This is a genomic window from Pinirhizobacter soli (assembly GCF_015905305.1).
In the GTDB taxonomy this organism is placed as follows: Bacteria; Pseudomonadota; Gammaproteobacteria; order Xanthomonadales; family Rhodanobacteraceae; genus Pinirhizobacter; species Pinirhizobacter soli.
Window position 1 is genome coordinate 1,367,132 of sequence record NZ_JADZLQ010000001.1, and the last position, 12,275, is coordinate 1,379,406.

A 12,275-nucleotide genomic window follows, 5' to 3' on the forward strand; every position below is an offset into this window, starting at 1 on the left:
AAAACCGCGCGTGCGGTTACGGACGTTGAACGTACCGACAAGCCCAGACGGATGCGTGATGGTGGCGGTTGATATCTGCGACGGCGTGATCGGGCCAGGAATACTCACAACCAGGGTAGTCCTCCTGGGCGCCGATCACGGGCGATTGCAGGCCGCCCATGTCGAACATCCATTTCGACCCATCGGGCTGAGTGACGCTGGTGAGTCGCGGAATGCTGGGATCACCACTGTAGTCGTACGACCATTTGCGTGTAGCGCCCAGTGCTGGCTGCACCGTGATCGAACGAAGACGGGTTGACGGGGGGCTGATGTAGTTACCAAAGATATCCTTCTCTGGGCGTTGCCATGTGTCGTAGGCCAGCGACACGGCGCGACCGTCAGTACCCGCCACCGACGTCGGATTGCCATTGCTGTCATACGTGAATGAAATCGAATTGCCAAAGCGGTCTTCAATCTTCGACGCCAGCATCATCGCGATCCTGCGATGCAACGCACCGCCGCCTTCGCGATTCATAGTCGGCGCGTTCTTATAGGCCAGCCAGTCCAGCCAGTAACGAGTCCCGTCCGGCGAAAGCGCCACAAAACCCTGGCCCGGTGCACCGTTTGCCGTCTGCGTGGTGCAGCCGACGACCCAGTTGTCCTTGGTGACAATCGGATAGCTGGTGGGCATCCCTGCCGGTACCGACTGCGGCGAGTTCGTATTCGACGCGTCTCTGAAGAGAAGATCCTGCGAGTTTCCGTCGATGTGCAGTTGATAGCCATGCCACCATTCGCTGCTCTCGTACGTAATATAGGTCTGGTGCGGCCCATTAATCGTAATGTCCGGCATTCCCGAGAAGGAACTGCACCGCTGAGTCGCATCCAGGAACGTCCACGTGGTGCTGGTGAGCGGCGCGGCGTATGTCTCGATGCGGGGCGTCTCCAGCTCCCAGTCCACCATCGCGTTGGTGATGAACTGCTGGTACTCGTAAGATGGAGTGAGATCCGGGATGCGAAAACTGCGGGCCAGCGAAATCGTGGGGCCAGTGCCGGCAACCGTTACATCCGCCTGCAGGAACGAGAGGCCGCCGTTATACGTGCTGATTTGTTCGCCAAAGGGGTGCTCGCCCAGAGGCGAGATTTCCTCGGAGACGCGAATCTTCTTCTTGTATTCGTCTTCCGGGGTGACGTCGGCGAACGCCTTTCCAACCGAACACACAGCCACAGCGATCGCCATATAGGCGAGCAGCCCTTCCTTGCGCATTGATTTCCCCTGAGTGTGTTAGCCCGCGGGCTATGCAAATTCTTACGATGTCGTAATTCTTTGCGCACGGCCGGTTGCAGCGTCTATAGGACTTCTTCCTAGACAATTTCGGCAAATAGCATTCAGGCGGGGATGCTGCGCTGCAGCTATAGCACTAGGACGAATTTCTATTATAGTAAAATACTATTATTTAACTTCGAAATGTCTCGATGCCCCTTACCTCATGGCATTCCCGCTTCGTAATAAGGTGAGTGGATGGACGTGTTACGCCTGAAAAATTCCCGCCTCGGCGTCGAGATCCTGCCCGGGGTGGGTGGGGGATTGGCCCGCTTCGCATGGCATGGCCGCGGCGATCCCCTGGCCCTGATGCGTACCGGCAATCTCGCGCTGAAAGTACCCGGCGGCGGCCAGGACCCGAACCAGCTCGCCTGCTACCCGCTGGTACCGTGGAGCAACCGCATCGCCGAAGGCGGCTTTACCGTCGACGGCCACCGCATCGCCTTGTCGGCAAATCGGCACGACGAACCCTTCCCCATCCACGGCAGCGGCTGGCAGCGCCACTGGCAACCACAGACCGTCAGTGAGCATGAAGCCCTGCTCGTCCTCGACGAAACAACGCCGGACGGCTGGGCCTACCACGCAAGCCTGCGCTATCTGCTGCGCGACGACGCGCTGCATGTGGAATTACAGGTCACCAATACCGGCAAGACGACCCTGCCCTTCGGCCTCGGCCTGCATCCGTTCTTTCCGAGCCACGGCGGCGCGACCCTGTTTGCGCCAGCATCCGAGGTAGGTATCACCGAAGGCGATTCTCCCCTGCCCGTGGCTTTCGTCGAGGTGCCGCCCGCCTGGGATTTCCGCCAGGACAAGGCATTGCCCGAAGGCGTGAATCACGGCTTTCGCGCATGGAACGGCAACGCGGTCATTTCATGGCCGCGCCTTGGCTTGCACCTGCACGTGGAGACCGATGTCGACGCCTTCGTGATGTACACGCCGGCCGGCGAGGACTTCTTCTGTTTCGAACCCGTCGACCATGCGATCAACGCCGTCCATCTGCCAGGCGGCCCGGTCGCCAACGGCATGACCATGCTTGCGCCGCAAACCGGCTTCGCCCGCCATTTCGTCTTCCGCGTGGTGGACGATACCCTTGCCTCAAGTGCAGGGCCTGATCAGGACACCATGGCATGACCCAACGACTCGAAGGCAAGAAAGCGCTGATCACCGGCGCGGGCAGCGGCATCGGCGGCGCCATCGCGGAACTCTTCGCACGCGAAGGCGCCGACCTTGCCCTGCTCGACATGGACGCCGAAGCGGTGGTCCGGCTTAGCCAGGACCTCCATGCCCAGACCGGCCGTCGCTGCCTGCCCTTGCATGCGGATGTCACTGATGCGGCGCGGATCAACGCGTGCTTCGCCGAGACTGTCGACACGCTCGGTCGCATCGACATCCTGATCAACTGCGCGGGCGTGAACGTCTTCCGTGATCCACTGACCCTCGAAGCCGCCGAATGGGACCGTTGCTTCGACGTCAACCTGCGTGGCGCCTGGCATTGCATCAGCGCGGCCCTGCCGTCGATGCTGGCCAACGGCTATGGCCACGTCGTGAACATCGCCTCGGTGCACGGCCACAAGATCATCCCGGGCAGCTTCCCGTATCCGGTGGCCAAACACGGCCTGATCGGCCTGACCCGCTCACTGGGCATCGAATACGCCAGCCGCGGTATCCGCGTGAACTCGATTTCGCCCGGCTTGATCATGACGCCAGCCGCGGAACGCTGGCTGGCCTCCTGCCCCGATCCGGAAGCCGAGCGCCAACGCCAGGCCGACCTGCTGCCTGGCAAACGCATCGGTGAACCTTCCGAGGTTGCCTACACCGCGCTGTTCCTGGCCAGCGATGAAGCGCGCTTCATCAACGCCACCGACATCCTCATCGACGGTGGCCGCAGTCAGCTCTATCACGCTTAAGACGCCTGCCGATTGGAGGTCAGAGTTATAACTCTGACCCCGTTGGCGGCTAGCCGTGGTTTCCCAGCCGCCGCTCGATCTCCTCCAGCGACACTCCGGAAGTCTCTGGCACACGCCGCCAGATAAACACAAACCCCATCGCGCAGATCGCTCCGTAGAACCAGAAACTCCCGGCCGGCCCGAGGTGCGCGTTGAGCCACGGAAAGGTGTACGTAAGCACGAAGCACGCGATCCATAGCGCGAACACGCCAAGCGCCACCGCCTGCGCACGGATGTGCTCGGGGAAAATCTCCGACAGCAACACCCAGGTCACCGGCGCCAGCGTGGTCGCGTACACCGCGATGGCCGCAAGCACCAGCACCAGCACCGGCAAGCCGAGGATATGCATCGCATAAGCTGCACCGATCAGCGCATAGATCACCGTCAGCGCACCGGCGCCCAGCAACATCAGCTTACGCCGGCCCCAGCTATCGACCAGGCGTAGCGCGAGCAGTGTAAACACCAGGTTGACCGAGCCCGTGGCAACGATCGACTTCAGCGTGTCGTTGATATCGAAACCCGCGGAAGCAAAGATGTCCTGCGCGTAATTGAAGATCACATTGATGCCGCACCATTGCTGGAATACCGCCAGCACGATGCCGATCACCAGCACTGGGCGCACCTTCTTCGCCAATAGCGCGCGCATCGGCGTCGCCTCGTGCTCGGTGCGGTTGTCATGCATGGCAGTGAGCACTTCGCTCGCGTAGGCGACGCCGCCGATCCGCTCGAGTACCCGTCGCGCATCGCTGTCACGCCCAGCCTTGCTTAGCCAGCGCGGGGATTCGGGGATGAAGAGAACCAGCAGCAGGAACAGGATCGCGGGCACGCCCTCGCCGAAGAACATCCAACGCCACCCGCTCTGCACATTCCAGCTCTGCAGCAGCGCCACCGCATCCAGCCCGGGCGGCACCGGCCGCGCGATCCACATATTCACCAGCTGGGCGAGCAGCACGCCGATCACGATGGTCAGCTGGTTGATCGCCACGAACAGGCCGCGGTTCTTCGCCGGGCTGACCTCGGCGATATACAGCGGCGAAAGTCCGGAGGCCAGGCCAATGCCGATACCACCGACGATGCGGAAGATGGCAAAGACCGTGACATCGTTCGCCATGGCCGTACCGATCGCACAGGCCACGAAGAGGATGGCCGCGATCACCAGCGCCGGCCGGCGGCCAAAGCGGTCGGCGAGCATGCCGGCCACTACCGCGCCACCGACGCAGCCGACCAGGGCCGAACTCATCAGCCAGCCGGACATGGCCGGATCGTGCACGGCGAAGTACGCTTCGTAAAAGAGCTTGGCCCCGCCGATCACCACCCAGTCGTAACCGAACAGTAGCCCGCCCAACGCGGCGACCAGGCAGATCAACCAGAGGTAGAGTGGGTTCGCCACCGAGGGTTCAACGGCTTGGGTTTGCACCTGCATCGACTCGGTACTCCTTCGGGGCGTGTTGCATCGCAGCGTGAGACTTACTAAAAAATAATATTATATGATCTGAGCTGGCGATCAAGGGACCGGGGAATCAAGTGAATCAAACCAAGACCTCCATGGCCGCGGCCATTCTGGCGCTGCTGGGCACCTCTGGCCTTGCCGCGAAGCCGGCGACACCCACCGCCCCGATCCATTACGACGCGGACCATAAAACCTTCCGCATCGACGCGGGCAAGATTACCTATGCCTTCGGCGTGAACGACGACGGCATCCTGCAGACGCTCTACTGGGGCTCGCGGCTCGCGCCGGACGATGCGGTCGGTAACGCCACGCCTCCGAAGTCGCGATCCGCCTTCGACGCCATCGGCGCCAACACGCCGCAGGAGTATGCCGGCTGGGGCGGTCCGATCACCGTCATGCCCGACCTTAAAGCGCATTTCGCCGACGGCAACCGCGACCTGATCCTTCGCTACGAGAATTACAAGATCGACGACGGTGGCCTGCAGGTCACCCTGGGCGACAAGGCCGCCAAGGTCACCGTGATCCTGCGCTACGTGGCGGACCCCGCCACTGGCATCATCGGTCGTTCGGCCCGCATCGAGAACCACGCCACCCAGGTGATGACGCTTGACCGCGTAGCCGCGGCCAGCTGGAACCTGCCGGCGGCAACCGACTATTCGCTGCGCTACCTCACCGGTACCTGGGCCGCCGAATGGCATGTGCGCACACGGCCGCTCACGCCAGGCGCCACGGACCTTGAAAGCCGTCGTGGCTCCACGGGCGACGAGAACAACCCCTGGTTCGCCATCGAGCGCGGTGGCCACTGGAACGAGTCGCAGGGCCATGTGTGGTTTGGCGCGCTGGGCTGGAGCGGTTCGTGGAATATCCACATCGACCAGGACGTGCTTAACCAGGTGCGTATCACCGGCGGCTTCAATCCCTTCGATTTCAGCTACCGGCTGCAGCCGGGCGAGGGCCTGGATACGCCGGTGTTCTACGCCGGTTATACCGATGACGGCATCGGCGAGGCTTCGCGCCTGATGCACCGGTTCGAAATCACCCGCATCCTGCCCGAAGGCCCCAAGCCGAAGCTGCGCCCGGTGCTCTACAACTCATGGGAAGCTACCGAGTTCAAGGTCAACGAGCCCGAACAGGAACGCCTGGCCGAAAAGGCCGCCTCGCTCGGCGTGGAACGCTTCGTCATCGATGACGGCTGGTTCGGCGCCCGCAATAGCGACAAGGCAGGGCTGGGCGATTGGGTGGTCAATCGGGAAAAATTCCCCAACGGACTGAAGCCGCTGATCGACAAGGTCCATGGACTGAAGATGAGCTTCGGCCTGTGGGTGGAGCCTGAGATGGTCAACCCGGACAGCGATCTTTATCGCCAGCATCCGGATTGGGTACTGAACTTCCCGGACCGCCAGCGCAGTCTCGGCCGTCACCAGCTGGTGCTGAACCTTGCCCGCCAGGATGTCCGCGACTATGTCTTCAATGCGCTGGACAAAGTGCTCACCGAGAACGACATCCAGTTCCTGAAATGGGACTACAACCGCAACTGGTCGGAGCCGGGCTGGCCGCAGGTCGCGCCGGAAGAGCAGCAGAAGGTTTACGTGACCTATGTGCAAAACCTCTACGACATCATGCGCCGGCTGCGCGAACGCCATCCGGGTGTGGAAATAGAGTCGTGCTCGGGCGGCGGCGGCCGGGTGGACCTGGGCATCATGGGCCTGACCGACGAGGTCTGGCCTTCGGACAATACCGACCCTTCCGACCGCCTCTCGATCCAGGACGGCTTCTCCTACGCCTATACGCCGGCGGTGATGATGGCGTGGGTGACCGGTTCGCCGAACTGGGTCAACAAACGCAATAGCTCCCTGGACTTCCGCTTCCTCTCCTCCATGCAGGGCGGTCTGGGCATTGGCGCCAACATCCTGGAATGGACGCCCGCCGAGGACGCTACGGCGCGTAGCTATGTCGAGGCGTACAAGGGCATCCGTGCCACGGTGCAGCAAGGGCTTCTATATCGCCTGCTGTCACCGCAGGAGCGGGCGCCGTACTCGGCGACCGAATCGGTGGCGGCCGACGGCAGCCAAGCCGTGTTGTTCGCCTTTCTGCGCCAGGGCCAGGAGGCGCAGGCCTATCCCACGATCCACCTGCAGGGCCTCGACGCCTCGTCGCGCTATCGCTACCGGGCGATCCATGGCACCGTCGCGCCCGGCACACCCGCTGTCGCCAGCGGTGCGTACTGGATGAGCCACGGTATCGATCTGGGCCTGCATAGCGACTTCGATGCCGCCGCCGTGGTGTTCGATCGCGTGAACGGCGGCCGCTGACCGGCCGCTTTCACCGTCACGAGGTCCCGGATTTCCCGGGCCGGTGATGGACATTGCTGCGCGAGTCGGCCACCAGCTTCAGCATCCCCTGGCGCGCGACCTCCGGCTGGCGTCGGCGGACCGCGTCGTACACCTTGAAGTGTTGCGGTAGTGCCAGCTTGAAATTGGCGGAGTTCCGCGCCGACATCACGAAATAGGTGCCCAGCGCGGTCTCGATCACCGAGAACAGCGACGTCAGCAACCCGTTGTTGGTGGCCCGTAGCAAGGCTTCGTGGAAGGCCAGGTCGGCGGTCGCCCAGGCATCGAGGTCTTCGGCGGCAGCCATGGCTTCGTAGGCGTTCTTGATCACGGTCAGCTGTTCGGGCGTATGCCGGCGTGCTGCCGCGGCCGCGGCGGCCGGCTCGACGATCTCGCGCATCTCCACCAGCTCCTCGACGAAGGTATCCGTCGGCATCGCCGCGCAGCGCCAGGCCAGCACATCGGCATCGAGCTGGTTCCAGTGAATCGCCGCGCGCACCCGGGTGCCCGTTTTCTGGCGCGACTCGATCAGGCCCTTCGCCGAAAGCACCTTCATCGCCTCGCGCAGTGCCGTCCGGCTTACGCTCATGCTTTCGGCCAGCAGTTCCTCCCGTGGCAGGCTCTGGCCCGCCTCGAGTTCGCCGCTGACGATCTGTTGCCCCAACTCCTGGATCACCTGATTGTGCAGGCTGCGCACGACTATGGGTTTCACCATTCGCTATTCTTCCCTATTTGTACTACAAATTACGTATAGCAGGTTGGCACCGGGACGTCATCCGCTGTTTTACCGCGCACGCCTGCATGTCGCATGCGCTGAGACATGCGCCGTCTACGATAAAGCCATGTCCGACCCCTTGCCCACCATACATGTCCATAAGGGGCGCGGCGCTGCCTCCAATCCGGAAGGGCGCTTCGAGCATACGCGGCACCAGGCCGAGGACGATGGCTGGCTGCGCGACGTCGAAGAGGTCCCGCGGCCTATCACCGAGGTACGCGAGGAACGCGCCCGTAGCGTCATCAGCCGCAACGACTCCCCGGACGTCGGCTTCGACCAGGCGATCAATCCCTACCGCGGTTGCGAGCACGGCTGCATCTATTGCTATGCCCGCCCCTCCCACGCCTATCTGAACCTGTCGCCTGGCCTGGACTTCGAAACCAAGCTCTCCGCCAAGACCAACCTGGAAGAAATTCTCCGCGGGGAGCTAGCCAAACGTAACTACATTTGCAAGCCGATCAACATTGGCAGCAACACGGACCCGTATCAGCCCATCGAGAAGAAGTGGCGCCTCACGCGCGCCGCCCTGGCCTTGCTCAATGAATGCAACCATCCGTGCACGATCGTGACGAAGAACTCCCTTGTAGAACGCGATCTGGACATTCTCGTACCGATGGCCGAACGCAACCTGGTGCAGGTGTTCATCTCGATCAACTCGCTGGACAACAAGCTGGCGTCGAAACTGGAACCACGCGCGAGCGCGCCACACCGGCGCATGAAGGCGGTGCAGACGCTGGCAAGCGCAGGCGTCCCGGTCGGCGTGCTCGTCGCGCCGATCATCCCGGCCCTCAACGAACGCGATCTGGAGGCAATCATCGAGCAGGCAGGCGTTGCTGGCGCGAGGTCAGCCGGATACACGTGCGTGCGTCTACCGCATGAGTTGAAGCAGCTGTTCCGGGAGTGGCTCGAGCAGCATTACCCAGACCGCGCCTCACATATCATCAGTCTCATCCAGCAGATGAATGGCGGAAAGGACTACGACTCCAACTTTGCGACGCGCATGCGCGGGCAAGGGGTATTCGCGGACATCATTCGCAAGCGGGTGCAGGTTGCTTCGCGGAAGGCGGGCCTGCACCGCGCGTGGGACACGGTGTTGGATACGTCGAAGTTCGTGCCACCGAGGATTCATTCTCCGCAGGGAGAATTGTTCTGACCCACGGGCTGAACTAGCTGTAGGCCGCTATCCGAACATGCGCAGTTCGCACACGCCGGTACACAGCCACGGTTCCCCAACTAAGCATCACCGCGCCTACAAATACCAGCATGCCCTTCACCGCACCCGGCCACGCCAACCCGAGCAAGGCGAACTGCAGCCATGTAACGAATGGATAGTGCAGTAGGTAAATGCCGAACGCATCGCGGCTGAGCGAGTCGAACATCCGGACCGGACGCGTGGCGAAGCGCAGGAAGATCGCCAATGCCGCGAACGACGAAACCAGGCCTGACACCACGAAGGCCACATCGGTGAACACCACCAGCGCCCGTGAAGGATGCGGGTTGGACACCACCATCACGAACGCCACCACCAGCACCAGGTATGCCACCGGCGTCGCCACCGTCCACCCGATCCAGCGCCGCGCCAATCGGCCGCCTTCTGCGAGCAATCCATTCGCCACGCCGGAGGCGCCCAGCACTACGCCCACGGCGAAGTAGCAGGCATACAACAACACGCGCGAGGTCTGTACGAAGAACGGGCCAGCGTGCGCCCACTGGAACGGATCGACCGCCAAGGCCAGGGCCACGTAGGCGATCGAGGCTACCAGCGCGAACACACCAAAGCAGGCCAGCGGCGCACGCGATGACAACCATTGGCCGATCACGTCCGGAGCATTGGGCGCAAGGCGATACACCAGCGCTGCAATCGCATCAAAAACAAGCAGTACCCAAAGGAACCATGCCGGCCCCGCCGGCCATGCTCCCAGGCTTAGCCATGCATGGACAAATCCCGCTACACCTTCCCCACCGCCTTGCAGGTAAGTCGGGTAGTACGCCAGCGGTGCAACCAGCGCGGCCGCCCAGAGGAAAGGCGCACCCAGGCGCAACAAGCGGCCTCGCACGTAAGGCACCGCTGCCTTCCGTCGCAGCGAAGGCCAGGCAAACAAGCCCGACAACAGGAACATCAACGCCATGAAGAAGGCATCGTTGAAGCCCACGAAAAGATCCACGCCAGCGAAGCGATGCGCGTCGACCACGGGAAAGGCCGTCCACAACCAACTCGGAGCATCCATCGCCGTGGGCGGCGGTGCGTAGGGGTGATAGGCCAATACTGCATGGTGGGCCACCACCAGTAGTGTGATGAAGGCGCGCAGGTACCCTAGCGCCGTGAAACGCGGCGCGGTGTTGCCAGTAACGGACATGTCAGTTCCCCGTAGGTGGTTTTGAAATGCGCCGGCGACGCCGCAGCAAGGCTGCATAGGCCAGCGAAGGCAGCACGACGAGGGCTGCCGTCAACGCAAGCAGGCCGGTGAAGGCCTCCTGCGCGTGATGTCGAAGCATGAAAGCGCCGGCCTGCAGATCGTTGGCATGCCAGGCGACTGCGTGTTCGCCCCAGGCGTAGTCGTGGGCCACGGCGATGGCCCCGGCTGCGGCAGTCCAGCCCACGGCGTAAGCGCCCATGGCGAACTTGCCGATGGCCATCGCGCCAAATCCAAGCACACCGACGCCGAGCGTGCCAGCCGCAACCGCGCCCACGGCTACCGAGCCCACCGACACCAATCCCACTGATACGGCGCCCACACTGATGCCGCCTACCGACACCGCACCGAATGCGAACAACACACCGAAGGCGCGGTCGCCCGCGGCGATCCAGCCGCGGGCCCAACCACCATCGACGGGCGGCGTGCCGAACTGGATATGCACCAGCGGCAGCCCGAGCAACGTCCAGGCGCTGCGATATTCAGCGAAGGCAGCAGGCTTGCCGGCTTCGGGCAGGAAGCTTTGCGGATGCGCACGTTGTTCGGCGGCGCGAAGCACGCGCAATTCCCGGGTAAAGCGCAACACGACCAGGCAAAGCCACACTGCGAACAGCAACGGCAGGCCTATGCCAGCCAGCGCGAACAGCACCGGGTGCTGCAGCCAGAAGCCGCCGGCAAACGTAAAGGCCAGCAGCAATGGGATAAATACCAGCAGGCCCGCCACGATCACGCGCAGCTGACTCCACACCCTTGATCGCTCGCGTGGCGTCACGGCGGCATCCAGGCTTGCCCTCACGCCAAAGTAAGCGCCCACGGCACCGATGGCCGGCCCCGCGAACCACTGCAACGTCGACACCAGGCTCATGGACTTGACCATGGCGCCAGCCTTTGCCGTGGCGGTGGACGTCGCGGTCGCCATGGCCGCCGGGCCGATCGGCAGTGCGGCGATCACCGCGCGGGTGAAGTCCGCCCTTGGCACGCTGCGGGCCAGCGCACCTTCAACGAAGCCGGCGATATGTTCATGCAGCAATTTGCGGCCGCGCGACAAGCGCTGCCTGGCGGCGTCAAGGCTGATGTCCAGCGCATCAGCCACGGCTTCGACGGATTGGTGCTCCCGGTAATACAGCACCAGGGGCTCGCGATAGATCGGCGGAATTTCGCCGATGGCGCGCCAGAGCAAGGTCTGTTCTTCGTCGCTGATCGCACTGTCCACCGGCAAGGGACCGGTGTCGATGGCCTGGGCGGCATCGTCCAGTGCCGAGGCTGCATGCGCCGGTTCACGGCCGGCCTGCCGCAGGCTGCCGTGTGCCAGGTTCCGCGCAATGCCGCACAGCCACGCGCGAAGACGTTCGGGTTCGCGCAGTTCGCGCAGGCTCCGCCACGCCGCCAGGAAGGTCTCCTGGGCGAGGTCTTCGCTCTGGCTGATATTCCCGGTGGCGCTGTAGCCGATGGAACACACCAGCGACTGATACCGGGAGACGATACGGGCAAAGGCCGCGTGGCTACCGGCGACGCTCTGGGCCACCAGGTTGGCGTCGTCGGTGGCGATTGGGGATGGCAGGATCATGGTCATGGCAAGACATAAGTGGCTGCCGGGCGGAAAAGGTGACAACCGCCACTAAATTCCCGTACCCAGGATGTCCCCGCCCCCTCCCCTTTTGCCGATGGTCAGGCGTACTGCGCTTCGCCGTTGCCGAACGACCAGTTTTCCTTCTTCACTTCCACCAGATTGATCATGACATCCTGCTTGCGCACGCCGGTCGACGCGTGGATGCCGTCGGCAATGCCCTGGTATAGCTTTTTCTTCAATTCCAGCGTGCGTCCTTCGTTCATGGTGATCTGCACAAGGATGAAGTCGTCCGTGCGCTCGATACCCAGGTAAGTACGATCGAACACCAGGTGGGCCGGGTCATGTTCGGTGATCACCTGGAAGCGGTCGTTCTGCGGTACGCCGATGGCAAGCATGGCGTCGTAGACGGCCTGGCCGATGGCCTTGACGTGTTCGGGGGACTTGCCACGGGCAAGTTCGATACGGGCGAGGGGCATGGAAGGAACTCCAG

10 protein-coding genes are annotated in these 12,275 nt (G+C 63.0%); 4 read left to right on the top strand and 6 right to left on the bottom strand.

Going from position 1 to position 12,275, the window contains the following annotated elements; translation table 11 throughout:
- Positions 1-16: 16 nt before the first annotated feature.
- Entirely contained in the window at positions 17-1,243 is a 1,227-nt protein-coding gene (locus NDK18_RS05885) for a hypothetical protein (protein WP_250627303.1), read from the bottom strand.
- A 255-nt stretch (positions 1,244-1,498) separates the two neighbouring features.
- Between NDK18_RS05885 and NDK18_RS05890 the strand changes: the two genes are divergently transcribed.
- Positions 1,499-2,431 carry an aldose 1-epimerase gene (locus NDK18_RS05890; protein WP_250627304.1) on the top strand — a complete coding sequence of 311 codons (933 nt, stop codon included), beginning with the start codon at positions 1,499-1,501 and terminating at the stop codon, positions 2,429-2,431.
- Positions 2,428-3,207 (top strand): SDR family oxidoreductase, encoded by a 780-nt coding sequence (locus NDK18_RS05895; RefSeq protein ID WP_250627305.1) that lies wholly within the window; start codon positions 2,428-2,430, stop codon positions 3,205-3,207. Before NDK18_RS05890 ends, NDK18_RS05895 begins: the two co-directional genes overlap by 4 nt.
- A gap of 49 nt (positions 3,208-3,256) precedes the next feature.
- On the opposite strand, the gene NDK18_RS05900 is transcribed toward NDK18_RS05895, so the two are convergent.
- Positions 3,257-4,669, bottom strand: a complete 1,413-nt coding sequence (locus NDK18_RS05900; protein WP_250627306.1) for a sugar porter family MFS transporter — start codon at positions 4,667-4,669, stop codon at positions 3,257-3,259.
- A 101-nt stretch (positions 4,670-4,770) separates the two neighbouring features.
- Between NDK18_RS05900 and NDK18_RS05905 the strand changes: the two genes are divergently transcribed.
- The gene (locus tag NDK18_RS05905) at positions 4,771-7,008 is read left to right on the top strand and encodes an alpha-galactosidase (RefSeq protein WP_250627307.1); all 2,238 of its coding nucleotides are present in this window, start codon (positions 4,771-4,773) and stop codon (positions 7,006-7,008) included.
- A gap of 16 nt (positions 7,009-7,024) precedes the next feature.
- Here the strand turns inward: NDK18_RS05905 and NDK18_RS05910 are convergent, their stop codons facing one another.
- Positions 7,025-7,741, bottom strand: coding sequence for a FadR/GntR family transcriptional regulator (locus tag NDK18_RS05910; RefSeq protein WP_250625236.1), 717 nt, complete (start codon positions 7,739-7,741; stop codon positions 7,025-7,027).
- Positions 7,742-7,868: 127 nt separating this feature from the next.
- Between NDK18_RS05910 and NDK18_RS05915 the strand changes: the two genes are divergently transcribed.
- Positions 7,869-8,954: a PA0069 family radical SAM protein gene (locus NDK18_RS05915; protein WP_250627308.1), complete on the top strand. Its 1,086-nt coding sequence runs from the start codon at positions 7,869-7,871 to the stop codon at positions 8,952-8,954.
- A 13-nt stretch (positions 8,955-8,967) separates the two neighbouring features.
- Here the strand turns inward: NDK18_RS05915 and NDK18_RS05920 are convergent, their stop codons facing one another.
- From NDK18_RS05920 to NDK18_RS05930, 3 genes are all read right to left on the bottom strand, one after another.
- Positions 8,968-10,158 carry an acyltransferase family protein gene (locus tag NDK18_RS05920; protein ID WP_250627309.1) on the bottom strand — a complete coding sequence of 397 codons (1,191 nt, stop codon included), beginning with the start codon at positions 10,156-10,158 and terminating at the stop codon, positions 8,968-8,970.
- A gap of 1 nt (position 10,159) precedes the next feature.
- Positions 10,160-11,782 carry an RNA polymerase sigma factor gene (locus NDK18_RS05925; RefSeq protein WP_250627310.1) on the bottom strand — a complete coding sequence of 541 codons (1,623 nt, stop codon included), beginning with the start codon at positions 11,780-11,782 and terminating at the stop codon, positions 10,160-10,162.
- Between the two features lie 101 nt (positions 11,783-11,883).
- A complete protein-coding gene (locus tag NDK18_RS05930) occupies positions 11,884-12,261 on the bottom strand; it encodes a tautomerase family protein (RefSeq protein WP_250625233.1) in 378 nt (125 codons plus the stop codon).
- Between the last annotated feature and the right edge of the window lie 14 nt (positions 12,262-12,275).

Coding starts and splice junctions, on each gene's coding strand:
- NDK18_RS05925 (WP_250627310.1), bottom strand. CDS start 11,782: ATGATCCTGCCATCCCCAATCGCCACCGACGACGCCAACCTGGTGGCC.
- NDK18_RS05885 (WP_250627303.1), bottom strand. CDS start 1,243: ATGCGCAAGGAAGGGCTGCTCGCCTATATGGCGATCGCTGTGGCTGTG.
- NDK18_RS05915 (WP_250627308.1), top strand. CDS start 7,869: ATGTCCGACCCCTTGCCCACCATACATGTCCATAAGGGGCGCGGCGCT.
- NDK18_RS05920 (WP_250627309.1), bottom strand. CDS start 10,158: ATGTCCGTTACTGGCAACACCGCGCCGCGTTTCACGGCGCTAGGGTAC.
- NDK18_RS05910 (WP_250625236.1), bottom strand. CDS start 7,741: ATGGTGAAACCCATAGTCGTGCGCAGCCTGCACAATCAGGTGATCCAG.
- NDK18_RS05930 (WP_250625233.1), bottom strand. CDS start 12,261: ATGCCCCTCGCCCGTATCGAACTTGCCCGTGGCAAGTCCCCCGAACAC.
- NDK18_RS05900 (WP_250627306.1), bottom strand. CDS start 4,669: ATGCAGGTGCAAACCCAAGCCGTTGAACCCTCGGTGGCGAACCCACTC.
- NDK18_RS05890 (WP_250627304.1), top strand. CDS start 1,499: ATGGACGTGTTACGCCTGAAAAATTCCCGCCTCGGCGTCGAGATCCTG.
- NDK18_RS05895 (WP_250627305.1), top strand. CDS start 2,428: ATGACCCAACGACTCGAAGGCAAGAAAGCGCTGATCACCGGCGCGGGC.